This is a genomic window from Bacillus cereus group sp. MYBK5-2, from assembly GCF_051915685.1.
In the GTDB taxonomy this organism is placed as follows: Bacteria; Bacillota; Bacilli; order Bacillales; family Bacillaceae_G; genus Bacillus_A; species Bacillus_A cereus.
Window position 1 is genome coordinate 483,769 of sequence record NZ_JBQAFE010000001.1, and the last position, 24,295, is coordinate 508,063.

Here is a 24,295-nt window from a genome sequence, read left to right on the forward strand (position 1 = left end):
GATGGAAATCGAATTTCCATCAAAAAAAGATACATGGTTATATCCAATTTTTGTAGGGAGAGAATATTTTCTTTTGCTTTTTACAATTCCATTAGCAATGTTGTTTAGTTGGAGTTGATTTTTGGCAAAATATATTGCCGGGAAAGAAACAATTACGATTAGATCGGGTCTCATTACAAAACGTATATTTATACGAGATATAAAACAAATTTCAAATACGAAAAATCCAATAGCAACTCATGCATTATCATTTGACTGACTTGAAATTGTTTACGATACACATAAAAACAGAAATTATTTCTCCAAGAAATAAAGAACAATTTATTAACTTTGTAAAAAGTAAAAACTCAAATATTGAAACAAAGTAAAAGAGTGGCTACGAAGCCACTCTTTTACTTTGGGTTTGTCATATAAGGTTGTACGTGAATGACACATAGGTCACGGAATTTGCCTTCAGCAGTTGTGACAATTACGACTGCTTTACCTGCACTTTTTCCAGTAATCGTCACGGTGTCACCTTTTGGATATATGGTGATGATATCAGAATTCATATTTGACCAAATAAGCTCTTTATTCGTTGCTTGTATTGGCAAAATGGAAGCTGCTAACACAATGTTTTGTCCCGTTTTTATTTTTAATTTATGTTTTTCCATATGAACACCGATGACTGAAATAACAGAAGGAGCAATTGAAATTTTAGGCGGGTTAGGTTGCATGTTTAAACAAGATGCAGAAGTATTTGTGATAGGTGAAAATTTTCGTGTTTGTTGTTGCTGGAAAGCTGCTAACATGTTGGAGTCCCCTTTCTGTATAAGTGCTGATATTCATACTATAAAGGAGTAGTGTTATGTTAAATTTAACGAAACATAAAGAATTTGTTAAATTTGATAAGAAGATTGTCGAACTGTAAAAAAATCTCTGCTGTTACGATAACAGCAGAGATTTTTTTATAAATTATGACGATGTTGTTTTTCGAAATCCTCGAATTGCTCTTCAACTTCTTTTGAAGGTTGTGTTAGTAAACTAACAATTACGATGGCTAGTAAACTAATAGCGAAACCTGGAATCATTTCATATAAGAAATCTTTTAAGAATTTGAATTGAGTCCAGATAATAACAGTAGCGGCACCAGAAATCATACCAGCAAGCGCGCCCCATTTCGTCATACGTTTCCAATATAAGCTTAATAAAATAGCAGGTCCGAATGAAGAACCAAAACCAGCCCAAGCGTATCCAACAAGAGCTAAAATCGTATCATTTTGTTTAAACGCTAAAGCGCACCCAACTAATGCAATAACAAGTACAGCCATACGACCGACAAATACAAGTTCTTTATCAGATGCAGAACGTTTGAAGAATGTACGATATAAGTCTTCCGTTACGGCACTAGAAGTAACGAGTAACTGAGATGAGATTGTACTCATAATCGCTGCTAAAATTGCGGCTAATAAAAATCCAGTAATAAGTGGGTGGAATAAAATTTTCCCAAGTTCAAGGAAAATTGTTTCTGGGTTAGATAATGTTAACTCTTGTTGTGAATAGTAAGCAATACCAATAAGACCAGTAAACATAGCTCCAACAACAGAGAAAATCATCCAGCTCATACCAATTCTTCGTGCGCTTTTAAGTTCTTTTACAGAAGAAATTGCCATAAAGCGTACGATAATATGAGGTTGTCCGACATAACCAAGGCCCCATGCGAATAGAGAAATCATTCCTAAAGTAGAGGCACCTTTAAAAATATCTAGACGTGTTGGATCTACAGATCGAATTGTATCAAATGCAGGTCCAAGTCCGTTCGAATTCATAATTGTTACGATAGGAACAAGAATAAGAGCAACTACCATAATGATTCCTTGCACGAAGTCTGTCCAACTTACTGCTAAGAAACCACCAAATAATGTGTAAGCGACAACAACGCCAGCTACAATGAATAATCCAACATGATAGTTCATGCCAAATGAATTTTCAAATAATACAGCGCCTGAAACTAATCCTGAAGCTACATAGAAAGTAAAGAAAATCATAATAACAAGTCCAGATACTAAACGTAGCATATGAGATTTGTCGTGGAAACGGTGTTCCAAAAATTCTGGGATAGTAATAGAGTTATTTGCAATTTCTGAGTAGGTACGTAAGCGAGGAGCGACATATAGCCAGTTTGCGTATGCGCCTAGTGTCAGGCCGATCGCAATCCAACTACTACTTAATCCAACGCTAAACATTGCACCGGGTAATCCCATTAAAAGCCAACCACTCATATCGGATGCTCCAGCGCTTAATGCTGTTACTGCGGGGCCTAGTGTACGCCCGCCAAGCATATAATCTGTTAAGTTGGACGTTCGTTTATAAGCGAAATAGCCAATTACTAACATCCCGAGCATGTAAATTGAGATAGAAGTTAAAGTTAACATCTGCGTACTCATGTAGTTCCCCTTCCTTTTGTCATGTCTTTTGATGCGTTATGCATATTTATAATCTATCATGATTATTCTGAAAAATCCATACAGAAATATGAATTTTCAGAAATGTAAGCGTTTTTTGATGTTATTTTACTTTTTTAATATATAATATTCATACAAAAAACCTTATTTTTAATAGAGTATTTATTATATTTACATAAAAAGCGGTTGTTTTGTCAATATAATATTGAAAGGAAAGAAAAATAAAATTTTTAAAAAAGTATTGACTTGTGAAAAAAGTCAGGTCTATAATGAGTGCAACTTAAAAAAATGCAAGCGTTGATGAAGAAGAGTACACATGATGAACATGTCAGAGAGCTGATGGTTGGTGCGAATCAGTATGGAATTAATGTGGAATGGGCTTCGGAGCTTCCAAACCGAAACGAAAGAAGTAGGCTTTGGCGACATGATCTCATCGATATAAGAGACACGTATTGTTTTTGATACGGTAAAGTGCGTTACATTCGTAACGAATTAAGGTGGCACCACGGGAGTACCCGTCCTTTCTATAGGATGAGTACTCCCTTTTTGTGTATAAAAAATTAAATAAATGAAATCGTTTAAGTAAGAAGAGTACGTATATTGGAGACGTTACAGAGAGCCGGGGATAGGTGGGAGCCCGGTGCGGTGCCATATACGGAATGGGCTTACGAGAGGTATGCTGAACAATTATTTTCAGTAGGCAACCCGGGTTCCGCCGTTAGAAGGATAAGGTATAAATTTTGTACCTGAACAAAGCGGGATGCTTTTGCATCCAACACGAGGTGGTACCGCGGTATATTTATCGTCCTCTACATATTTTCGATATGTAGAGGACTTTTTTATTTTTCAGGGCGAGGTGAAGGACATGATGACGAAAGAAGAATTTATAAAACAAAAAAGAGAGAGAAAGACATTTTTAGTAATCACTGAAGAAGAAGGAGATAGCATTACGCCAATTTCTTTATATAGACGTATGAAAGGGAAGAAGAAATTCTTATTAGAAAGTTCACAGCTTCATCAAGATAAAGGGCGTTATTCTTACTTAGGATGTAATCCTTATGGAGAAGTGAAAAGCGTTGGTACGGAAGTGGAACGAACGATTTACGGCCGGTCAGAAAAATTGCAAAGTAACGTACTTCAAGTGTTAGAAGAAGTGATCGCGTCAGCTCAAGTAGAGAGTCCATTTCCATTTTGCGGGGGAGCAGTTGGTTATATTGGATATGACGTCATTCGGCAGTATGAAAACATTGGAGCGGATTTACACGACCCATTAAATATTCCGGAAGTACACCTTTTACTATATCGTGAGTTTATCGTTTACGATCATTTACGCCAAAAGTTGTCGTTTGTATATGTATGCAGGCAAGATGATTCAGCAGATTATGAAGAAGTATACGAAAGGCTACGAGTATACAAAGAGGAAGTGCTACAAGGAGAAGAAGCTGAAGTAAATGCAATACAATCCCCATTATCATTCACTTCTTCTATAACGGAAAAAGAGTTTTGTGAGATGGTAGAAATGGCGAAAGAATATATAAGAGCGGGAGACATATTCCAAGTTGTACTGTCACAGCGTTTACAAAGTGAATGTATTGGTGATCCATTCGCGTTATATCGAAAACTTCGAATTGCAAATCCATCACCATATATGTTCTATATCGATTTTCAAGATTATGTTGTACTCGGTTCTTCGCCAGAAAGTTTACTATCAGTAAGGGAGGATAAAGTGATGACGAATCCAATTGCTGGTACAAGGCCGAGGGGGAAAACGAAGAGGGAAGATGAGGAAATCGCAAAAGAACTGTTAGGCAATGAGAAAGAGCGAGCAGAGCATATGATGCTTGTAGATCTTGGGCGAAACGATATTGGTAGAGTGAGTGAAATCGGCTCGGTTACGATAGATAAATATATGAAAGTAGAAAAATATTCTCACGTTATGCACATTGTATCCGAAGTTTACGGAACATTGCAAAAACAAATGGGCGGATTTGATGCGTTAGCGTATTGCTTACCAGCAGGGACGGTTTCTGGAGCTCCGAAAATTAGAGCGATGGAAATTATAAATGAACTAGAGAATGAAAAAAGAAATGTATACGCTGGTGCAGTTGGATACGTTAGTTTTTCAGGAAATCTTGATATGGCGCTCGCCATTCGAACGATGGTCGTAAAGGATGAAAAAGCATATGTTCAGGCAGGAGCAGGAGTCGTTTACGATTCAGATCCAGTAGCTGAATATGAAGAAACATTAAATAAAGCGAGAGCGCTTTTGGAGGTAATGAAATGATTGTACTTATCGATAATTACGATTCGTTCACATATAACTTGTATCAACTGTTAGGCGAACATGAAGAAGAAATTGTAGTTGTAAGAAATGATGAAATAACGATAGAACAGTTAGAAGAGGTGAATCCAAGAGGAATTGTACTTTCACCAGGACCAGGAAAACCAGAGGATGCTGGCATTTGTATCGACGTCACCCGTCATTTTTATAAGAACGTTCCCATATTAGGGATTTGTCTTGGCCACCAAGCGATCATAGCTGCATTTGGAGGAGACATTGTTAGAGCAGAATGTATTAAACATGGAAAAACATCGCGTGTGAAACATAACGGAACGTCAATCTTTTCATACGCTACACAGCCGCTAACGGCAATGCGCTATCATTCCCTTGTTGCAGAGCAAACGAGCTTGCCAGAGTGTTTTGACATATTAGCGACAGCGATGGACGACGGAGAGATAATGGCAGTCCGTCACAATTATTATCCGCTCTTCGGATTACAGTTTCATCCGGAATCAATCGCAACAGAAGAAGGCGGAAAGTTAATACGTGCCTTTTTAACAGAAATAAAAGAGGAGGAAAGAGTATGAATAACTATCTTCGTAAATTAGTGGAGGGTCAACATTTAACAGAAGAGGAAATGTATAAAGCAGGACTACTTTTATTAAGTGAAAACATATTAGAAAGTGAAATTGCAGCTTTCTTAGTCTTACTGAAAGCGAAAGGTGAAACTGCAGAAGAAATATACGGTCTCGTTCGAGCTCTTCGCGAAAAGGCATTGCCGTTTTCGAACCATATACAAGGAGAAATGGACAATTGCGGGACGGGTGGTGACGGTGCTCAAACGTTTAATATTAGCACAACATCAGCATTCGTACTGGCAGGAGCAGGTGTAAAGGTTGCAAAACATGGTAATCGTGCTGTTTCTAGTAAAACAGGAAGTGCAGACTTATTAGAAGAACTAGGTGTAAATATTAGTAGTACGCCAAACGAAATTGATTATTTACTAGAGCATGTGGGCATTGCATTTTTATTTGCACCAGTGATGCATCCAGCACTAAGGCGCATTATGAAAATAAGAAAAGAGTTAAACGTGCCGACGATCTTTAATTTAATTGGCCCTTTAACAAATCCAGTGAATTTAGAAACACAATTTGTCGGTATTTATAAACGAGATATGTTATTACCAGTTGCAGAAGTATTACAAAAGTTAGGTCGGAAACAAGCGCTTGTCGTAAATGGAAGTGGTTTTTTAGATGAAGCGTCATTACAAGGGGAAAATCACGTAGTCCTTTTAAAAGATAATGAAATAGTAGAAATGAGTATTGATCCAGAAAAGTATGGTTTTTCAAGAGTGAAAAATGAAGAAATTAGAGGGGGGAATTCAAAAGAAAATGCAAAGATTACGCTTGAAGTATTGAGCGGAGAAAAGAGTGTTTATCGTGATACAGTTTTATTAAATGCAGGTCTAGCTCTTTTCGCAAATGGAAAAACGGAAACAATTGAAGAAGGAATTAAACTCGCGGCACATAGCATTGACTCTGGAAAAGCATTAGCCAAATTAAACTTATTAATTGCAGCAAGCAATGAAAAATTAGAAAGGGTGAACTAAAGTGGGGACGATTTTAGATGAAATTGTAGAACAGAAGCAAAGGGAAGTTGCGGAGTTGTATGAAATATATACACCAGTAAAAACAAAAAGAAAGACACATTCACTTGTAGAAGCGTTACAGCAGTTTACTGTCATTGCAGAAGTAAAGCGAGCATCACCATCAAAAGGAGATATCAATTTACACGTTGACGTACGAAAACAAGTGGGAACATATGAGAAATGTGGTGCAGGAGCAGTATCTGTTTTAACAGATGGTCAATTTTTTAAAGGGTCGTTTCACGATTTACAAACAGCAAGAGAAGAAAGTAACATTCCGCTTTTATGTAAAGATTTCATAATTGATAAGATTCAAATCGATAGAGCATATGAAGCGGGAGCAGATATTATTTTACTAATTGTAGCAGCGTTAACGAAAGAGAAGTTAAAAGAGTTGTATAGCTACGTGTTAGAAAAAGGATTGGAAGCGATTGTTGAAGTTCATGATGAACGGGAATTAGAAACTGCGATTGTATTAAATCCGCACGTTATTGGTATTAATAATCGTAATTTAAAAACGTTCGAAGTAGATTTAAGCCAAACTGAAAAGCTTGGAAAAAGATTGAATGAGGAGAAACTACTTTGGATTAGTGAAAGTGGCATTCATTCAAAAGAAGATATTATTCGTGTTAAAAGAGCTGGAGCCAAAGGTGTATTAGTTGGAGAGGCGCTTATGACATCATCTTCTATTAGTAGTTTTTTTGAAGATTGTAAGGTGAATATATGAAAGTGAAAATTTGCGGCATCACTGATGTGGAAACAGCGAAAAGTGCGTGCGAATACGACGCAGATGCACTCGGATTTGTTTTTGCAGAAAGTAAACGGAAAATCACTCCAAAGAGAGCGAAAGAAATCATTCAGGAGCTTCCAGCCAACGTGTTAAAAATCGGTGTTTTCGTAAATGAATCAGTAGAAGTGATCCAGAAAATTGCAGATGAGTGTGGGTTAACACATGTACAACTACATGGGGATGAAGACAATTATCAAATTAGAAGATTGAATATTCCGTCTATAAAGTCGCTAGGAGTAACTTCAGAGAGTGATATGAAAAACGCTCAAAGGTATGAAACGGATTATATATTATTTGATAGCCCGAAAGAAAAGTTTCATGGAGGAAATGGAAAGACATTTTCATGGGAACTACTTGGGCATATGCCAAAAGAATTGCGAAAGAAAACGATATTAGCTGGTGGATTAAACGCTCTTAATATAGAAGAAGCAATTCGAACTGTTCGGCCTTATATGGTCGATGTGAGCAGCGGAGTAGAGACAGAAGGAAAGAAAGATGTAGAGAAAATAAAACAATTTATTATAAAAGCGAAGGAGTGTTCCAAATGAACTACGCATATCCAGATGAAAAAGGACATTACGGTATATACGGAGGACGATACGTTCCAGAAACGTTAATGCAATCTGTACTAGAACTAGAAGAAGCATATAAAGAAGCGATGCAAGATGAAGCATTTCAAAAGGAATTAAATCATTATTTAAAAACGTACGTCGGAAGAGAAACACCGCTTTATTTCGCTGAAAATCTGACGAAGTATTGCGGAGGTGCAAAGATTTATTTAAAACGTGAAGATTTGAACCATACAGGAGCTCATAAAATTAACAATACAATCGGTCAGGCACTACTTGCAGTGCGAATGGGCAAGAAAAAAGTTGTCGCTGAAACAGGAGCTGGACAACACGGAGTTGCAACAGCTACTGTATGTGCTCTTCTCGGATTAAAATGCGTCATTTTTATGGGAGAAGAAGATGTAAGACGTCAAAAATTAAATGTGTTCCGAATGGAATTACTCGGAGCGAAAGTAGAAAGTGTAGCGGCAGGTAGTGGTACATTAAAAGATGCGGTAAACGAGGCGCTTCGTTACTGGGTTTCACATGTGCATGATACGCACTACATTATGGGATCTGTTCTCGGACCACATCCATTCCCGCAAATTGTACGTGATTTCCAAAGTGTAATTGGAAATGAAACGAAAAAACAATATGAGGCGTTAGAAGGAAAGTTACCAGAAGCAGTCGTTGCTTGTATTGGCGGTGGCAGTAACGCGATGGGGATGTTTTATCCGTTCGTACATGATGAAGAAGTTGCTCTTTACGGCGTAGAAGCAGCTGGAAAAGGCGTTCATACAGAAAAGCATGCAGCAACTTTAACGAAAGGAAGCGTTGGCGTTCTCCACGGATCAATGATGTATCTTCTGCAAAACGAAGAAGGACAAATTCAAGAAGCACACTCTATTTCAGCAGGACTTGATTATCCAGGTGTTGGTCCAGAACATAGCTTGCTAAAAGATATTGGCCGCGTTTCTTATCATTCGATAACAGACGAAGAAGCATTAGAAGCATTTCAATTATTAACGAAAAAAGAAGGCATTATCCCGGCGTTAGAAAGCTCGCATGCTGTCGCATACGCATTAAAATTAGCGCCGCAAATGAAGAAAGATGAAGGGCTTGTCATTTGTTTATCTGGCCGCGGTGATAAAGATGTAGAGAGTATAAAACGTTATATGGAAGAGGTGTAAAAAATGGGAGTAGAAAAAATTAAAGCAGCGTTTGAAAATGGAAAGAAAGCATTTATTCCGTACGTAATGGGCGGAGATGGCGGCTTTGAAAAATTAAAAGAAAGAATTCGTTTTTTAGATGAAGCAGGAGCGAGCATCGTTGAAATCGGCATTCCTTTTTCGGATCCAGTCGCAGACGGTCCAACGATTCAAAGAGCAGGGAAACGAGCGCTAGATAGCGGCGTAACAGTAAAAGGTATTTTTCAAGCATTAATAGAGGTAAGGAAAGAAGTGCAAATTCCGTTTGTACTCATGACATATTTAAATCCGGTACTTGCATTCGGAAAAGAGAGATTCATTGAGAACTGTATAGAAGCAGGTGTAGACGGCATCATCGTTCCAGACTTACCGTATGAAGAACAAAATATTATTGCGTCGTTACTTCGAGAGGTAAACATTGCGCTCATTCCACTCGTTACCGTAACGAGTCCTATTGAAAGAATTGAAAAAATTACGAGTGAATCAGAAGGGTTCGTTTATGCTGTTACAGTAGCGGGCGTAACGGGAGTACGTCAAAACTTTAAAGAGGAGATTCATAGTTACTTAGAAAAAGTAAAATCACACGTCAACTTACCAGTAGTCGCTGGATTCGGCATCTCAACAAAAGAACATGTAGAAGAAATGGTTACAATATGCGACGGAGTTGTCGTTGGAAGTAAGGTCATTGAGCTTTTAGAAAATGAAAAGCGAGAAGAAATATGTGAATTAATATATGCAACAAAACAAAAAGAAGAGGCGTAGTCTCTTCTTTTTGTTTTGCGTAATAAATGTTAAAATATACAGAAAATACATATAATTCAGAGGAGGAGAAGGCATGCTAAGACGTAAATTACTATATCTATTTTTAACTGTACCATTATACGCTTGGCTCATTAGCATGACGAAAATAGAGTTAATGGCTCTATTTTTAGGGTATGTATTTATCTTTTCCAACTTAAATCGCATTCAAGAACAGTCTATTTTAGAAATATGTCTATTTTCGATTAGTATAGAATTATTTAGTATCGTTTCGATTGTATTATTAAACGAATTATTTCTACGGATTCATTCATTTACATTAATGAAATTTTGGAATATTATATTGCAAGCAATATGTACTTACATTGTGTTTGTTGTGTTGAAAGAAATAGTCGGAAAGCAGACAGTTTTTCAGGATAATAGAAAATGGGAGTGAATGAAAAGGAGCCGTTTGGTTCCTTTTTTGAATCTGTTGTAAAAACAATTGAAAAATATAGCATCTGTTATATAATAGTTAAAAATTGTATTTTAAACGAAATGAGATGATAATATGGCCATATTGTTGGCACTTATCCCAATTATGATGATTTTCATTTGTTTATTTTTATTTAAACAAACGTCATTAAGGTCTTCGTTAATTTCTTATGCTGTGTCTGTTGGAATCGTTTTACTCTCGCCAACGTTTCAATTAGGGATAAGTGAAACTGTACACGCAACGATTAAAGGATGGTTAATTTGTTTTATTGTCGGGTACGTTTTATTTTTCGGTATTTTTTTATTTCACCTCATGAACAAAATGGGGTACATCGATCAAGTAGCACGTTTTCTAGAAGCAGTTACTCAGGATCGCTTATTACAAATGCTGCTTATGTGTTTTGGCATTTGCCCGCTTATTGAATCAGTAAGTGGATTCGGTATCGGCTTCATGGTTGCAGCACCTATTTTTCTTTCACTAGGATATAAACCATTTCAAGCTGTACTGCTCTCATTCATCGGCTTACTAGCTAGTTCATGGGGCGCAATGGCAACTGGTACGATTATCGGTTCGCAGCTAATAAATATGCCTCTTACAACACTTGGTACAAATACAGCGCTATTAAGTATTCCGATGTTTGCTTACTTTGTTATTCTTTCTTTACACGTTGTTGGCGGCTGGCAAGCGGTTATAGAAAAGTGGAAAGAAGGAGTAGGATTCTTTCTATTATTTTCTCTCGGAATCTATCTTTCTAATGCGTACGTAAGTGTTGAACTAGCCGGGATATTAAGTTCTATCGTTACGATTACATTTGGCTTTCTTATCATTAAATTAAAAGGAAAAAGTGGGCAAAATCTTATAACAGAACATGCGGCTGCAACGGAGAGAGAAGTATCCATTATAAAAATTATTAGCCCTTATATATTTCTAACAGTTTGTATTTTACTTTCTCGCCTCGTTCCTGCATTACATGACTTGTTCAGATCATATGCAGTCCTTGATTTGAAATCATACTCTTACAAATTAGAAATGCTGTATTCACCAGGATTTTGGCTCGGTATGACTTGCTTATTTACTATTATTTTCTTCCGCATCCCGTCTAATATTATTAAACAATCACTCTCACAAACGATTAAACAATGGATTCCTTTTGCGATTACGACGACAATGTTTATCGCCATTTCAGAACTCATGGGTGCATCAGGCATGCATTCATTACTCGCAAAGACAGCTGGTGATACATTTGGAACCTTTTTCGTTTTCGTTGCTCCGTTTATTGGCGCTATTGGTGGATTTTTAACAGGTAGTAACGCAGGATCAAATGCAATGTTTATAAAACTCCAAATGCAAACCGCACAAAACGTAGCACTCCCGTGGCAATATGTCACAACCCTTCAAAACACTGCATCATCAGTAGCGACAATCGCTTGTCCATCACGGATTACATTAGGTGCTTACTTATGTAATATCCCTTACCATGAAAATGAACTATTAAAGAAGACGACGTTAATGATCTTTGGTGCGGTTTTACTTGTAGTGGTAGAGGTTATTGTTTGGTATATGTTGAGAAATTAAAAATCCTCCTAAAATAGGAGGATTTTTTTTATGAATGGATAATGATTTAAATATGAATAGCTTCTACTAAATGAATAGGAGATGAAATGTATGCCCCTAAAAAACTACGGTGTGTTAAAAGGTACAGTTATACAATCAAAGATGGGAAAAGGGAAAACTCCTCATTATCAAGTTCATTTACAAGATGAAGCAGAAGTAGATTATCGCATTGCAATTAACGTAAAATCGCAAAGCTATCCATCAGAAGTTTTATATTTTGCGAGTAACAATATTAAGTCAGAGGCGATTCATATTTTACCGACATTACCATTCGGTTTTACAGAAATAAAAAACAATGAACCGAAAGTAGCTTTAGATTATGTAAGAGGAAATCTATTTGACTCAAATCAAATGATTCCTTTGCCTCCCGAAAAAGCAGGAGCAGATAATGATTTAAATGAAAAAATAGAACGTTATATAAAACGAGCAATAGAAGAAAAAGCAATTATTTACGCGTTTGGTGAAAGATGGGGACCAGAAGAAAATACACCAGATTCCTATTTTCATTTCAAACCAGGAAATGGTATACATGATATTCATATGAATCAAGGGAATGTAGAAAAATGGCAAGGTGATGATGGCATATGGCAAGACGGAGGAATACTCATTCACTTTGAAAAGGAAGAAGAATGGATTGGTATCTTTCTTGCATTCCAATCACAGTCATGGTGTACCGATGAAGAAGGGCATGCTCGTGTGCCTGTTGAGCATTGTGATTATAAGGGGAATAATTAATAAGAAGAGGGCGTTCAAAACGAACGCCCTCCTCTTATTTTATAAAACCCAAAACTTACAAGTGTAGAAATACAAGAGAAAAGCAGTGCTACACTAGAAAACGCAATGAGATACATATTATATTTCATAACCTGTCCAATTAGCTGGTTACTGTCGTATTGAAACAGTCCCGCGATGATGTTGAATAAAAATAAAACGATAAACATGACGATAACTCCGTCTATTGATCCTTTAATGTCTGGTTTACTTAAAGCGATATGTGCGGAAATGCAAATGGCGATAAATAAAAATAACCAAAAGGAAGGATTCAATAAATTACCGATTGTAAATAAGCTTTTCAATAATACAAACGTCGACAAGAGCATGTTTTGGATCATTTCTACATTAATAGAAGTAGAAGCAATCGTTTTTTCGAGAGTTGTATTAAATAAAAAATATGATTCTGGTACGAAATAGCGCATTAAAAGGATTAGTGCAGTAATACCAGAAATAATAGGCCCAATGCCGATGAAGAAATTCCCAATCCGTTGATACACACTTTTTTGATTGTATTGATGTTGTACGTAACCTAAAGCCCCTTGACTTGTATCTGTCGGGAAGAACTGCGTTGCTACAATCTTATGACGGAACAGCACGCACATAATGGCATGTCCAAGTTCGTGAATCGGAACACCAATCCAAGCCGTTAATAGGAATCCTTTTCTTCCGAAAGCTCTCGACCAATACATGCGTGTGAGAGATTCTAAATAGCCTAATAGAAATCCAATTACAATGATAACGCCAATTAAAGATAATAATTGGATTACGCTTGTAAGGAGTATTTGAAAAATTGAGTTTACCAATTCCATTGCCAGTCATCCAATCTGTTAAAAATATTATTTATTCTGTTTCATAATAGCATTTTTTTTCAAGATTACTAGCACATATATTTTCTTTCGGAAGAAGGATTTCAGAATCTTTTTCTTGTAGTCATGTTTTATGTCCAAAGTCATATATTGAACTTGTAACACCCTATATGGTATATGCTTAAGGAGGGATAAGAGAATGAAATGTCCGTCATGTCATACAGAAAATGCAGCGGAGGCAAAGTTTTGCGGGAATTGTGGACATTCGTTAACGGAAGAAGTAGTGGCAAGTAGTGGCCAAGAAGAAGGGCCGGAACAAGTACGTGCGGCACAAGCAAAGGAAGCTCGGCCAAATGAAACGGTAGAGCAAGCGAAACGGTTTGCGAGCGGCTATTTTCAATTTTTTAAACATGCATTACAAGCACCGACAGCGATTATGAAAAGCGGCGCTATTGAAGTGCGAAAAGGAATTGTAAGTCTTGTTCTTATTTGTTTTTTAGGAGCATGTATTTTTTATAGAATGATGAGTGCAGCATCAGCAGTTACGAGAACATTTGCACCAGATATATCTACTCCCACGTTTTTTGGAGAATCTATAACGGTCTTTTTCTTTTTATTAATTTTAACTTTATTTGTCGGATTTATTATTTTTGTAAGTGGTAAGATGATGAAATCATCTTTTTCGTTTCTTGAAGTATTTGGTATATGGGGAACGATAGCGACGCCGGCTATTGTCATATTAGTCCTTTCTTTTCTTTTTAGTTTCTTATTAATCTTTTTCTTACCTATATTATTATCCGTAGCTGCAACTTATATAGGGATTAGTATAACTGTAGCCGTATTAAAGCTAGACAATGGCGGATTAGATCTCGTTTACACACTTATTATTGCAAATGTTTTAATTGGAATTGCAACGTTCATTGTACTTTGGTCTTACATTAGCACGATAATTCAAGCCTTAACACAGGGAATAACTGGCTTCTAATGAAAAGGTGGTTGACTGAATGAATGTATGTACAAAGTGCGGAGCTCAGTTTGAAGATGGTTTGCAATTTTGTCAAAACTGCGGGTCGAAGAGGGGACGTCCTGTAGTAAAGAAGAACATGAGCGGTGGTGCAAAAGTTGGTATTACACTGTTAGCGCTATTTGTTATAGTGATTATTGGATTGTATTTGTACGGATCGTCGTATTATACGCAGCTGGCACAAGTAGACCGGATGATTACGATTTTACAAGAGAGGGACGGAGAGAAATTAGCTGAGATCGTTACGGCAGATGATCCATCGGTTATGATAACGAGAGAGAGTGTAAAGCCCCTATTTTCATATATAAAAGAAAATCCATCTTACGTAAATGAATTAAAAGGATATTTGAGACAAGGTGAAAAACAACGGGACGGAATAGAAAGAGCTGATTTTTCATTAACGAAAGACGGAAAGTATTTCTTTATATTTGATCGATATAAATTGAAAGCGAAGACGTACTATACAACTTTGCTTACAAATGAAAAAGGCGTATCGTTAAAAATGAACGGAAAAGAAATTGATAAGACAGATGACAAAAAGTTTGAGAAGCAATATGGGCCATTTCTTCCGGGAAATCAAGTGTTTCAATCAGATTATAAAAATGACTATGTAAAATTATCTCGTGAGGAAAAGGTTGTACTTATGAAACAGAGCCAAAATAACGTAACGATAGATTTAACGTTGCAAGGTCAATATATTACAGTTCAAACGAACGCGCCGGGTGCAACATTGTACGTAAATCAAAAACCGGTTACAGCGCTGGCAGGAGAAGAAATTACATGGGGGCCAGTAGCGACTGATGGAAGTGCGACGATTTATTTAGAACGAAATGGAGAAAGCGGACGGGAAACGACACAAGTAGAGACGGTAACGGCACTTTCGTCTTATAATCTTCCATTCCAAAAGAAAAGTACAGAAAAAACAGTTGTTTATAATGTTACTCCAACGCCCGCGACTGGGTATGTATATAATGGTTTCATCTTTCCTGATAGTGATATTCGAAAATTAACGAGCGCAGATTTAACATATTTATCGAAAGAGCAGTTGAAAATTGCTAGAAATGAAATATATGCAAGGCATGGACATATTTTTCAAACGAAAGATATGCAAGCGTATTTTGCAAAACAGTCTTGGTATAGAGAAAATCCTTACTTTACAGGAACGTTAACAGATATCGAAACTTATAATATTGAACTAATCAAATCAAGAGAATAGAACACATGAAAAAAGTACAGTGCATAACTGTACCTTTTTTATGGTTTTTTATCTGAACCAGGATCCCTTGAGAAAAAGATATGAAAGAGAAATGTGACTTTACTTGCTCCTCCTGATGTACTTGCTTGCACATCAGATAAAGAACTAGACGTTAAAGCAGCTTCAGAATGTGGAGGGACGATTATTTTAAGAGCATCTTTTGATTCTGATGATATAGTAACCGTTATTGTATCATCAGAAACATTTACAATTTTAACAGTACCGACTGGGAAGATGGAACTACCAGCGTGTGATGCAGAAGCGAAGCGGGTAGCTTTCCAAATAGTTTGAGAGAAAGTGTCATTGTCTGATAACCAAGCGCGAGCACTGTATAATGTTGCATTAATGGTAAATTCTTGTTCAAGCGGGAGGGCGGCTTTCGGTTCTTTCGGTTCCTCTGGAAACTGAGCGAGAAGACCAGCGCACATGTATGTTTCACCTACTTTCAATAGTTACTGTTATAGCATATTAAACATGTTGTTTATAAGACACGACAGTTACCTATTCAAGCATAGGTTTGTGCACAAAATTTGAAGATGAAATTCTCTTTCTTTACAATGGAAGTAGGTGTTATTTCTATAAAATATGGAAAACGTAAAGAGTATGTAAGAAAGAAGGAGTGGTAAAGTGAACTATGTCATTATTGGCGGAGATGCAGCTGGTATGAGTGCAGCGATGCAAATTGTTAGAAACGATGAAAATGCAAATGTTGTAACTTTAGAAAAAGGTGAAATTTATTCATACGCTCAGTGTGGATTACCGTATGTCATTAGTGGTGCTATCGCTTCACCTGAAAAGTTAATCGCGCGTAACGTAAAGACGTTTCGTGAGAAATATGGAATTGATGCGAAAGTGCGTCATGAAGTAACTAAAGTAGATACGGAAAAGAAAATGGTGTACGCAGAGCATACGAAGACGAAAGATGTCTTTGAATTTCCGTACGATCGATTATTAATTGCGACTGGAGTGCGTCCTGTTATGCCAGAATGGGAAGGACGGGAATTACAAGGCGTTCATCTTTTAAAAACAATTCCTGATGCTGAGCGCATATTAAAAACGCTAGAAACGAATAAAGTTGAAGATGTAACGATTATTGGCGGTGGCGCAATCGGACTGGAGATGGCAGAAACATTCGTCGAACTTGGTAAGAAAGTAAGAATGATTGAGCGAAATGATCATATCGGTACGATTTATGATGCAGATATGGCAGAGTACATACATAAAGAAGCAGATAAACATCATATTGAAATTTTAACGAATGAAAATGTAAAAGCGTTTAAAGGGAATGAACGGGTAGAAGCAGTTGAAACGGATAAAGGTACGTATAAAGCGGATCTTGTTTTAGTATCTGTCGGAGTGAAGCCAAATACTGATTTTCTTGAAGGGACAAATATACGTAAGAATCATAAAGGGGCAATTGAAGTAAATGCATATATGCAAACGAATGTGCAAGACGTATATGCAGCTGGTGATTGCGCAACACATTACCACGTTATAAAGGAAATTCATGATCATATCCCACTCGGAACGACTGCCAATAAACAAGGGCGACTTGCTGGACTGAATATGCTTGATAAACGAAGAGCATTTAAAGGCACGTTAGGCACAGGCATTATTAAATTTATGGATTTGACGCTCGCAAGAACAGGCTTAAATGAAAAAGAAGCGAAAGGGCTAAACATCCCGTATAAAACAGTTAAAGTAGATTCGACTAATATGGCGGGCTATTATCCAAATGCAAAACCACTTTATTTGAAATTACTATACCGTTCTGACACGAAACAATTATTGGGCGGGCAAGTAATTGGAGAAGAAGGCGTAGATAAACGTATTGATGTAATTGCAATGGCACTCTTCAATAAAATGAGCATTCACGATTTAGAAGATGTCGACTTAAGTTATGCCCCACCATATAACAGCGTTTGGGATCCAATTCAGCAAGCGGCAAGGAGAGCGGAATAGCACTTTTTAAAGTGCTATTTTTTTCGTTAAAGGGGAATAAGCCTTTTTGCCGAATAAAAAAGGGGGAAATAATTACAAATAGGGAAGAGGGATCATTAAAAATGTTTGTAACACTTCAAACCGTTCAAGAATCAGAAAAAGAAATATTACGTAATTTGTACGCACTATATCTTCATGACCTCTCTACATTCACTCCTAATATAACGATTGGGGAAAATGGATTTTTTGAATACGAAGATTTGCACATGTTTTGGGAAAATGACGGAATCACTCCGTATTTTATTAAAAGTGATAATGATATTGTAGGATTTTTATTACTACTGGAACGTCCTTTTTTGAAGAAGGAAAACGACTTTGGTATAAATGACATTTTCATATTGAATCAACACAAGGGGAAAGGAATCGGTAAACAAGTTATTGAGAATGTACTAAAAGAGAAACGGGGGCAATATTTCGTTATCGAGCTTGTGAAAAATATACCAGCTGTTTCTTTTTGGAAGAAAGTATATAGGGAGCTAAACATCGAATTTGATGAGAAAATACAGTTAATCGATGATGAAGAATGCCTCGTTCAAACGTTTAAAATACAATGAGATTGGTGCTCCTAGTATATTACTTTGAAATTTAACTTTATTTTGAATATATCGTTCACCCTTGAAAACATAGTACGTATCGCTTATATTGTCATATAGTATTTATTTTTTAAACAAAGCAATGAACGAACCAGGGGGCGCAGTATGGCAATTAATATGAAAACAATCGAAGAATGGATTGTTGAATCAAATACAAGACATGAAGAAGACTTTGGACACGTTGTGGAAGAAATGAAAGAAGTATGTGTCGGACTTGATAACGCGACATTAATTTATACGAAAAATGTATTTTGTTTCGGTAAAAAAGTAGAAGTATTTTTCTTCTTCCAAGACCATGTCGTGATTGGACAAGAAAAAGACGAATATGTTGAGATTGAAAAATTAAAGTATGATGCCATTACAAATAGTAACTTAAAAACAAATGACAAAAATACTACGTTAGAATTAAAGTTTGCTAACGGACAATCTATCAATTTAGATAGTTTAAATGATAACTACGGTACGAAAAATTGGTTATTTGCAAGACAAATTAAGAGTATTTTTAAGTTAATCTAGTAAAAAAGCACGCCGATAGACGGCGTGCTTCTAACAATGCAAAGCCCCTTTTAACCAATTCCGCGCTCGATATGCCCCAACTGGAACTTGAATAAGAGATGTTTCATTCCCAGCATCTATTCCGTACAATTGATCACATGAATTTGTATCAAAACTAAGTAAAGGATGCCCGCCCATCCCCATCGCGGTCGCTGCAAAAACGAGTTTATGAACGAGTATACCTGCTTCCATTTGATGGATACGGTACCCTCTATAGCCTAATGCATTTGTATAATAATCTTTCTTTCCGACTACATGTAGGCAAAGTGGTACTTGAAAAAGGTTTACGTTATCCATCGTCATACTAGACTGAAGTGGGTAGCGAAGGTCTCCATATCGAATTGGTTGTATGGAATGTGTTTTACTGTTATAAGCGTAAGCTCCGTTTTCAATATTTTTCACGTTATAAAAACATCCATATAAGGAGACGCGTGTATTTTTATTTGTATACTTACCATCAAGGTCGTTGTAATAGGGGAAGGAGAGGCTCGCTTCTTGTAGTAAAGTAGCGAGCTCAGCTGCATCCCATTTCGTTAAAGTAAAGTCAGCATCAGGGGAATACCGTTTTCTGCAAAGTTGCAAGAAATCATAAGATAAACGCTCTACTTTCGGCAGTTGTACAGCATACTCATGATGTTGATAGTGCTCTTCATGAGCTAGTGTTTGGAAGTGTGCTGTCGATTCGATCATAGAAGCTTCATTTATTTTTGTTATCATCGGATATTCATCTACATGTTTTGAGCGAACGAAATGTTCATGTGCGAGCGGCGGAATTTGTTGCAACAACTCATGAGAAGTAACTGTTTTATTTTCACGGTAATCATTGTGAAACCAATTAGTTTCTGGCTCTGTACTTAAAGGAATAACGGCATACACACTTTCTTCACCTTCTGACAATCCGAGTAAATGGTTCAGTGCACGGTCTAGAAATTGAAAGTATACGCCGTTCGTATAACCGAACTGATTTGCACATTCTAGTAATTGTCCAATGAGAACCCCGCTATCTAATCCTTGAAGTCGATATGAAAAGTTATTGTATTTAAAGAAGTTTTTCCAAAACATAGTGGATACGAATGCAGCACCGAAACAATCCTGTATGTTACAGCGATTACCGAGTGCGTCTGCTAAATAAGAATCGAAATTTCCTTCGCGAAGTAAAATAAGTCGGTGATGCGCGGCGTCATAATGGTAAATGCCGTCTGGATAATCGTCAATCTTTAAATAGATATACAATTCATTCGGGTATAAGGCACCGCCTGAAGGAATGGATCTACGTAATACATTTCTCTCGCTATTTAGCTGACATAATTGTGTTACACCAAATGAATACCAAAGGTAGTGACCAATCTCATTTAGAGTAGGTGTAGTAGAAGAGTTCGATAAAGATAACGGGATTTCTAAGGAGAGCGGGATGGTAGGTACATTTCGATATAATTTATAAGGAAGCGGTGCGTCTTTCCAGTCCACCTCATGATTTGGCATAATTTCATCGATAGAGAAATGGAGATGATGTAAAAAAGTATCTAGCTGCATGAAATCCCTCCTTTACTATGGAAACGGATGTGGATGTGGATTTAATCTTTCATTTGTTAAAGGTTCGTCTGTATATCCAAGTGTCATCGGTACGGTATATACCCGGTCCAGTCCTGTAACCCGAGTAAGATGGTGTCCGAACGTCATCGGTAACATACCTGGAATAATAACTTTTACACAGTGTAGTCCGTTCTTTTCTATAAGGGGAACGGTTTGATCTACAACGATTACTTCAAGGTCAGATTGATGCAAACGATTTAAAAGTTGGTGGAGATCGGATGTTAAATCCATATCAAATGATTGTGATACATTTATTTCTTGGAACGTTTGCACCGGTGCATCTTCTCGTAAAAGGAAGTGAAGACGTTCTTCCGTTTCTTTCAATCCGTACAGCATACTATGGTCTTCCATTTTATTAACGAAATAAGGATCTTGTAAGCACTTTTCGTAGTATTCTCTTTTGTGCTCGAGCTCATCGTCTGTTATTAGTAACATGCCTGCTATTTCTTGAATGGCGCTTTTTAAGGCTCGAATAGGATCTAAATGAGCGCCTCCCGCACAAACAACGTTCATTCCATTTTCACGCGTATTTTTTGCAATTACCCATAAGCTCGGGATGCCGTGTTCCATCGTCGCATTAAAAGCGTGTAATTCATACCCGGTAATCGTACGTAACCGCTGGATCATTAATTGTAATTCTGTATCATTTGCTGAACTCAGATCAAGGCGGGGAAGAGGTAATTCTGCATACCAAGTGAGTAAGAAGGCATCACGCTCTACAATTTCTAAAATACCGTGAAAAATCGCTTCTTCTAAACTACCGCCAATTGCACATCCATTTGATGTTTCATACACGAAAGCATCTCGATGACCGAGGCTATAATAAGCAATTGATTCAGGAACTAAAAGCGGTCTGTTTTGTGATAAAGAATATCCCCATACCCAGTTTTGCTCATAATCAGGATCAAACGGCTTAAATGGAAAATTATCACGATTGTAATGTTCATTTGCATGTACACCGAGTGTGAGGGGATTTAGTGCATGTTCCTCTAAATCATGAAAACTACCATGCACATTTGTCTTTTTCCCGCGAGGCGACATACCGCAATATCGTTCTAAACCTTCTAAAATAGCAGTTGCTTCACTCATTGCAAATGAATGAGTTCGGCCTGCAACACCTTCATTTCCGAACATTAATGGCATGTTTATAATGACGTCAGCGAATGGTAATAATGAATGCTGCATTTTGCCGTTTAACATACCGACCCGATAATCTAAATAGTCTCGCGTTAAAAATGTGTTTAATTCATGAATGGAACGGCAGCGATACGTTTCGGTGCTTACTTTTAAACTCGGTTGTAAAGAAACTTCCGCCGCATCCGCAGTATCATCAGGTAAATTACTACATACAGGACAGAGAGGATCTGGAAGAAAAGAATGCCGCGTACATTGTAATGTTTGTAAGTTTAGTAAAATAAGTTCATTTTCTAAAGAAGAATGGTTATGAGTTAATATTTTTTCTGTTTCTGCGCAAATAAGATGGCACATTTGTAACATTCCATTTTGGGTGGCACGTACATCACGCCTCGTTACATTATCTGCTTTAAAGGCATATTTCCGTTGTAGTTCCCACATTTCTTTTTGATCAAAGCCAGCGATAAAACGGCGTCCATCAGAACAATGGGAACATCCGGGCGTAAGAGGATGAATGTAAGGACCGATAATACCTTCGCCAAATGAAGTAAAACCACGTAACCACGGAATATGATTTGACCGAAAAATTAGCTCAGCGTCATGATGAATAGTAGAAGGAGATCCGTCATGTAATACGAGAGCGAGATGAATATTTTCAGGAAGTTCTTCTGTAAGGGTATGCTGACGAATGATGGAATATTGTTTGCATAATTGATCATGTACATAGTCTGCAAGAAGGCCATCCCCTATAAGTAATATATTTTGAGTCATAGACCGTCCTCCTTTGCAATTAATACCCCATACACACCGTCTAAGTTTTCTTTCAAAAATGGTTCGATTGCTAAATCAAACACGAAGGGATAAAAATTATGTTCTTCTAAATGCTGTAAGGCAAGCTGTAAAGATTGCACACTTGGAATTTCTTCTTCCGCTTGTATTTCCACTCTAAAAGAATCCGTGTCATATAAAATAATAGATGATTCAGGCAAGATATTAGCTCTGTAAGGAGTCTCTTCACTTTGAATGTGTAGCAGTGATAGTTGTAGTGCGCTTCGTAACGCTAACGTCATATTAATATTAGATGCACCGTACCATCTATCATTTATACCAATCCAAATGACTGGAAAACTGAGAATCTCTTCACTCATTGCAATTTTAGGTGTTTCATGAATTGTAGCAAGAGCATCGTAATAAAATCTACAATGTTTATCGTGAATATCAGTTAAATCAATCGTTGTAAGTTCTTCTAGCATATGTGACTGCCGCTCATACAGTTTATTGTTTAAATGTTGTTGTAGTGCCCGGTAAAATCCTTCTGTCATCGTTTCTCCAGCACCGATACCGATATCGTTATGTTCAGGAATAAGGCGGTGAATGATTTCTGCTACATATGTTTCAATTCCTGTTAAACCGGCTTCTCGGCGTGCTTCATTATGAGTCAATCCACTGCAAGTCATAAGAGGCAGAAGGGGAGCTGGGCCATCTGATAGTGGAGTGGCTACTTGAATATAGCACTGTGATAACGGTAATTGATATGAATCTTGTTCATCCCATACATGGAATATACCGGCTTCTTTAGAAGTTAATGAGTCGAAAAAGCGGAATACATCAGTTGAAGTATGTTGGTTCGACCGATGCTCAAGTTTTTCAGAAAGATTTTCTATCGTATCAATTGTAAAACTTTCATCAGTTGCAAGAGGGTGTTTTATAAAAGGATGCCACGTTCCTTCAAGTGTTTCATAGTTTAATAAAAAGAATTGTGATTCTTTTTCACGATATGAATCATCCGCGACATGTTTAAACAATTCAAAAACGATTACATTTGCTAACATGGCAGATGTAATTTGTGAGAAGGAATCCGATGAATTTTCATTTTGCAAAGTCGTTTCATGTAGTCGATGCCATGCGGATTCCCAGCATTCATCACGGTTTTCCATTACGACAGGTCCAGCTATACCGAGTGTTGATAAACAAATAGCTGGTATAAAATTCTTTTTCGTTTCTCTACAAATAGTGTGAACTGTTTTTAAACCGTCAATGTCTCCGTTTTGAGAAACATATAAAATCCAATCAAAAGGTTCGAATACTTCATGCAAGGGACGGTCAATTGTAGTATCGATTTCTTGAAGGAGTACACTGTTATCAACTTCATATGCACGTTCTATTAGCTCATGTATTCTGTCATAGTTTGTTTCATCCCGATCTGTAACGAGGTAATAAAATGTAGGTAAACCAGATTCTAATAAAGAAGAAACTAAGGAAGTGAGCATATCCCCAGAACCAAGTACAAGGACATTTGCTCCGCGGTACGTTTCGAATTTTAAAGCACCTGAATGAGAATCGGCTTCTAAAAATTCAATTTGCGAAGCATATCTGTCGAGTAATGTACTGTTTAATTCATGAGGTGCATCTTGATTTGCATCACGAACGAAACCATTTTCATATAAAATCTCTCCAATTTCAAATACCCGGTTTTGATAGGGGAGAGGGAGGCCATCGGTTATTTCGGCTAAAGAATAATTCCCGTTAAACATTGGCATTAATTTTTCAATCCAGTCATAAATTCCATCACCGTCCATACGAAATGAACTGGCGTTATTTCGAAAATAGACACCCCCGTTTGAATCGGGGAGGAAGAAAGTATCCTTATTTACTTTAAGTTTTGCATGAATTGGAAGGTTATTCATTTTAATCCTCCTTACGTTTAGGCATACATTATTACCTTATGTCATGAAATTTGTCCCGTATGAACACAATAAAAAAAGGCTGTAGAATGAATCATTCTACAGCCTTTAA

22 protein-coding genes, 1 pseudogene and 2 other annotated features are annotated in these 24,295 nt (G+C 37.1%); of the genes and pseudogenes, 16 read left to right on the forward strand and 7 right to left on the reverse strand.

Annotation, left to right across the window (positions count from 1 at the left end; genetic code table 11):
- Positions 1 to 7 precede the first annotated feature (7 nt).
- Positions 8 to 368, forward strand: a pseudogene (locus ACTFP3_RS02670) (PH domain-containing protein).
- Positions 369 to 392: 24 nt separating this feature from the next.
- Here the strand turns inward: ACTFP3_RS02670 and ACTFP3_RS02675 are convergent.
- Positions 393 to 791, reverse strand: a complete 399-nt coding sequence (locus ACTFP3_RS02675; RefSeq protein ID WP_000878730.1) for an Ig-like domain-containing protein — start codon at positions 789 to 791, stop codon at positions 393 to 395.
- 156 nt (positions 792 to 947) lie between these two features.
- Positions 948 to 2,426, reverse strand: coding sequence for a sodium/proline symporter PutP (gene putP, locus ACTFP3_RS02680; RefSeq protein ID WP_000107210.1), 1,479 nt, complete (start codon positions 2,424 to 2,426; stop codon positions 948 to 950).
- A gap of 306 nt (positions 2,427 to 2,732) precedes the next feature.
- Positions 2,733 to 2,970, forward strand: a binding site (T-box leader).
- Between the two features lie 42 nt (positions 2,971 to 3,012).
- Positions 3,013 to 3,257: a binding site (T-box leader), on the forward strand.
- A 52-nt stretch (positions 3,258 to 3,309) separates the two neighbouring features.
- On the opposite strand from putP, the gene trpE reads away from it, so the two are divergent.
- The 10 genes from trpE (at position 3,310) to ACTFP3_RS02730 (ending at position 12,499) form a co-directional block, all read left to right on the forward strand.
- Positions 3,310 to 4,728 carry an anthranilate synthase component I gene (trpE, locus tag ACTFP3_RS02685; RefSeq protein ID WP_025690139.1) on the forward strand — a complete coding sequence of 473 codons (1,419 nt, stop codon included), beginning with the start codon at positions 3,310 to 3,312 and terminating at the stop codon, positions 4,726 to 4,728.
- Entirely contained in the window at positions 4,725 to 5,312 is a 588-nt protein-coding gene (locus tag ACTFP3_RS02690; RefSeq protein WP_326035637.1) for an aminodeoxychorismate/anthranilate synthase component II, read from the forward strand. Before trpE ends, ACTFP3_RS02690 begins: the two co-directional genes overlap by 4 nt.
- Positions 5,309 to 6,334, forward strand: coding sequence for an anthranilate phosphoribosyltransferase (gene trpD / locus ACTFP3_RS02695; protein ID WP_326035636.1), 1,026 nt, complete (start codon positions 5,309 to 5,311; stop codon positions 6,332 to 6,334). Before ACTFP3_RS02690 ends, trpD begins: the two co-directional genes overlap by 4 nt.
- Before the next feature lies 1 nt (position 6,335).
- The gene (gene trpC / locus ACTFP3_RS02700) at positions 6,336 to 7,097 is read left to right on the forward strand and encodes an indole-3-glycerol phosphate synthase TrpC (RefSeq protein WP_440009255.1); all 762 of its coding nucleotides are present in this window, start codon (positions 6,336 to 6,338) and stop codon (positions 7,095 to 7,097) included.
- Positions 7,094 to 7,708, forward strand: a complete 615-nt coding sequence (locus ACTFP3_RS02705) for a phosphoribosylanthranilate isomerase (protein WP_326035634.1) — start codon at positions 7,094 to 7,096, stop codon at positions 7,706 to 7,708. Before trpC ends, ACTFP3_RS02705 begins: the two co-directional genes overlap by 4 nt.
- Positions 7,705 to 8,898 carry a tryptophan synthase subunit beta gene (gene trpB, locus ACTFP3_RS02710; RefSeq protein ID WP_290102252.1) on the forward strand — a complete coding sequence of 398 codons (1,194 nt, stop codon included), beginning with the start codon at positions 7,705 to 7,707 and terminating at the stop codon, positions 8,896 to 8,898. Before ACTFP3_RS02705 ends, trpB begins: the two co-directional genes overlap by 4 nt.
- A gap of 3 nt (positions 8,899 to 8,901) precedes the next feature.
- Positions 8,902 to 9,678: a tryptophan synthase subunit alpha gene (trpA, locus tag ACTFP3_RS02715; RefSeq protein ID WP_000537816.1), complete on the forward strand. Its 777-nt coding sequence runs from the start codon at positions 8,902 to 8,904 to the stop codon at positions 9,676 to 9,678.
- Positions 9,679 to 9,751: 73 nt separating this feature from the next.
- On the forward strand, positions 9,752 to 10,111 hold the full coding sequence (locus tag ACTFP3_RS02720; RefSeq protein ID WP_000946131.1) for a DUF4029 domain-containing protein: 360 nt from the start codon (positions 9,752 to 9,754) through the stop codon (positions 10,109 to 10,111).
- A gap of 114 nt (positions 10,112 to 10,225) precedes the next feature.
- Positions 10,226 to 11,725, forward strand: a complete 1,500-nt coding sequence (locus ACTFP3_RS02725; protein ID WP_326035632.1) for an L-lactate permease — start codon at positions 10,226 to 10,228, stop codon at positions 11,723 to 11,725.
- Between the two features lie 90 nt (positions 11,726 to 11,815).
- A complete protein-coding gene (locus ACTFP3_RS02730) occupies positions 11,816 to 12,499 on the forward strand; it encodes a DUF2278 family protein (RefSeq protein ID WP_098235209.1) in 684 nt (227 codons plus the stop codon).
- Positions 12,500 to 12,513: 14 nt separating this feature from the next.
- Here the strand turns inward: ACTFP3_RS02730 and ACTFP3_RS02735 are convergent, their stop codons facing one another.
- Positions 12,514 to 13,347: a hypothetical protein gene (locus ACTFP3_RS02735; protein ID WP_326035631.1), complete on the reverse strand. Its 834-nt coding sequence runs from the start codon at positions 13,345 to 13,347 to the stop codon at positions 12,514 to 12,516.
- A 196-nt stretch (positions 13,348 to 13,543) separates the two neighbouring features.
- Here ACTFP3_RS02735 and ACTFP3_RS02740 point away from each other — a divergent pair, with 196 nt between their 5' ends.
- Both ACTFP3_RS02740 and ACTFP3_RS02745 read left to right on the forward strand, forming a co-directional pair.
- Complete coding sequence (locus ACTFP3_RS02740) at positions 13,544 to 14,329, forward strand: zinc ribbon domain-containing protein (RefSeq protein WP_440009261.1); 786 nt, start codon at positions 13,544 to 13,546, stop codon at positions 14,327 to 14,329.
- 19 nt (positions 14,330 to 14,348) lie between these two features.
- Positions 14,349 to 15,584 (forward strand): TcaA 3rd/4th domain-containing protein, encoded by a 1,236-nt coding sequence (locus tag ACTFP3_RS02745; protein WP_326035629.1) that lies wholly within the window; start codon positions 14,349 to 14,351, stop codon positions 15,582 to 15,584.
- Between the two features lie 38 nt (positions 15,585 to 15,622).
- Here the strand turns inward: ACTFP3_RS02745 and ACTFP3_RS02750 are convergent, their stop codons facing one another.
- A complete protein-coding gene (locus ACTFP3_RS02750) occupies positions 15,623 to 16,051 on the reverse strand; it encodes a hypothetical protein (RefSeq protein ID WP_113304334.1) in 429 nt (142 codons plus the stop codon).
- Between the two features lie 199 nt (positions 16,052 to 16,250).
- On the opposite strand from ACTFP3_RS02750, the gene ACTFP3_RS02755 reads away from it, so the two are divergent.
- From ACTFP3_RS02755 to ACTFP3_RS02765, 3 genes are all read left to right on the forward strand, one after another.
- Positions 16,251 to 17,585, forward strand: coding sequence for a CoA-disulfide reductase (locus ACTFP3_RS02755; protein WP_326035628.1), 1,335 nt, complete (start codon positions 16,251 to 16,253; stop codon positions 17,583 to 17,585).
- Between the two features lie 101 nt (positions 17,586 to 17,686).
- The gene (locus ACTFP3_RS02760) at positions 17,687 to 18,178 is read left to right on the forward strand and encodes a GNAT family N-acetyltransferase (RefSeq protein ID WP_012593175.1); all 492 of its coding nucleotides are present in this window, start codon (positions 17,687 to 17,689) and stop codon (positions 18,176 to 18,178) included.
- A gap of 144 nt (positions 18,179 to 18,322) precedes the next feature.
- The gene (locus tag ACTFP3_RS02765) at positions 18,323 to 18,733 is read left to right on the forward strand and encodes a DUF3908 family protein (protein WP_025967025.1); all 411 of its coding nucleotides are present in this window, start codon (positions 18,323 to 18,325) and stop codon (positions 18,731 to 18,733) included.
- 30 nt (positions 18,734 to 18,763) lie between these two features.
- Here the strand turns inward: ACTFP3_RS02765 and ACTFP3_RS02770 are convergent, their stop codons facing one another.
- The 3 genes from ACTFP3_RS02770 to ACTFP3_RS02780 are packed head-to-tail and all read right to left on the reverse strand — an operon-like array spanning position 18,764 to position 24,186.
- Positions 18,764 to 20,305: a SagB family peptide dehydrogenase gene (locus tag ACTFP3_RS02770; protein ID WP_001175550.1), complete on the reverse strand. Its 1,542-nt coding sequence runs from the start codon at positions 20,303 to 20,305 to the stop codon at positions 18,764 to 18,766.
- A gap of 15 nt (positions 20,306 to 20,320) precedes the next feature.
- Complete coding sequence (locus ACTFP3_RS02775; protein WP_326035627.1) at positions 20,321 to 22,270, reverse strand: TOMM precursor leader peptide-binding protein; 1,950 nt, start codon at positions 22,268 to 22,270, stop codon at positions 20,321 to 20,323.
- Positions 22,267 to 24,186, reverse strand: coding sequence for a putative thiazole-containing bacteriocin maturation protein (locus ACTFP3_RS02780; RefSeq protein ID WP_001061566.1), 1,920 nt, complete (start codon positions 24,184 to 24,186; stop codon positions 22,267 to 22,269). The genes ACTFP3_RS02775 and ACTFP3_RS02780 overlap by 4 nt, the downstream gene beginning before the upstream one ends.
- Positions 24,187 to 24,295: the final 109 nt, after the last annotated feature.

Coding starts and splice junctions, on each gene's coding strand:
- ACTFP3_RS02675 (WP_000878730.1), bottom strand. CDS start 791: ATGTTAGCAGCTTTCCAGCAACAACAAACACGAAAATTTTCACCTATC.
- putP (WP_000107210.1), bottom strand. CDS start 2,426: ATGAGTACGCAGATGTTAACTTTAACTTCTATCTCAATTTACATGCTC.
- trpE (WP_025690139.1), top strand. CDS start 3,310: ATGATGACGAAAGAAGAATTTATAAAACAAAAAAGAGAGAGAAAGACA.
- ACTFP3_RS02690 (WP_326035637.1), top strand. CDS start 4,725: ATGATTGTACTTATCGATAATTACGATTCGTTCACATATAACTTGTAT.
- trpD (WP_326035636.1), top strand. CDS start 5,309: ATGAATAACTATCTTCGTAAATTAGTGGAGGGTCAACATTTAACAGAA.
- ACTFP3_RS02705 (WP_326035634.1), top strand. CDS start 7,094: ATGAAAGTGAAAATTTGCGGCATCACTGATGTGGAAACAGCGAAAAGT.
- trpB (WP_290102252.1), top strand. CDS start 7,705: ATGAACTACGCATATCCAGATGAAAAAGGACATTACGGTATATACGGA.
- trpA (WP_000537816.1), top strand. CDS start 8,902: ATGGGAGTAGAAAAAATTAAAGCAGCGTTTGAAAATGGAAAGAAAGCA.
- ACTFP3_RS02720 (WP_000946131.1), top strand. CDS start 9,752: ATGCTAAGACGTAAATTACTATATCTATTTTTAACTGTACCATTATAC.
- ACTFP3_RS02725 (WP_326035632.1), top strand. CDS start 10,226: ATGGCCATATTGTTGGCACTTATCCCAATTATGATGATTTTCATTTGT.
- ACTFP3_RS02730 (WP_098235209.1), top strand. CDS start 11,816: ATGCCCCTAAAAAACTACGGTGTGTTAAAAGGTACAGTTATACAATCA.
- ACTFP3_RS02735 (WP_326035631.1), bottom strand. CDS start 13,347: ATGGAATTGGTAAACTCAATTTTTCAAATACTCCTTACAAGCGTAATC.
- ACTFP3_RS02740 (WP_440009261.1), top strand. CDS start 13,544: ATGAAATGTCCGTCATGTCATACAGAAAATGCAGCGGAGGCAAAGTTT.
- ACTFP3_RS02745 (WP_326035629.1), top strand. CDS start 14,349: ATGAATGTATGTACAAAGTGCGGAGCTCAGTTTGAAGATGGTTTGCAA.
- ACTFP3_RS02750 (WP_113304334.1), bottom strand. CDS start 16,051: ATGTGCGCTGGTCTTCTCGCTCAGTTTCCAGAGGAACCGAAAGAACCG.
- ACTFP3_RS02760 (WP_012593175.1), top strand. CDS start 17,687: ATGTTTGTAACACTTCAAACCGTTCAAGAATCAGAAAAAGAAATATTA.
- ACTFP3_RS02765 (WP_025967025.1), top strand. CDS start 18,323: ATGGCAATTAATATGAAAACAATCGAAGAATGGATTGTTGAATCAAAT.
- ACTFP3_RS02770 (WP_001175550.1), bottom strand. CDS start 20,305: ATGCAGCTAGATACTTTTTTACATCATCTCCATTTCTCTATCGATGAA.
- ACTFP3_RS02775 (WP_326035627.1), bottom strand. CDS start 22,270: ATGACTCAAAATATATTACTTATAGGGGATGGCCTTCTTGCAGACTAT.
- ACTFP3_RS02780 (WP_001061566.1), bottom strand. CDS start 24,186: ATGAATAACCTTCCAATTCATGCAAAACTTAAAGTAAATAAGGATACT.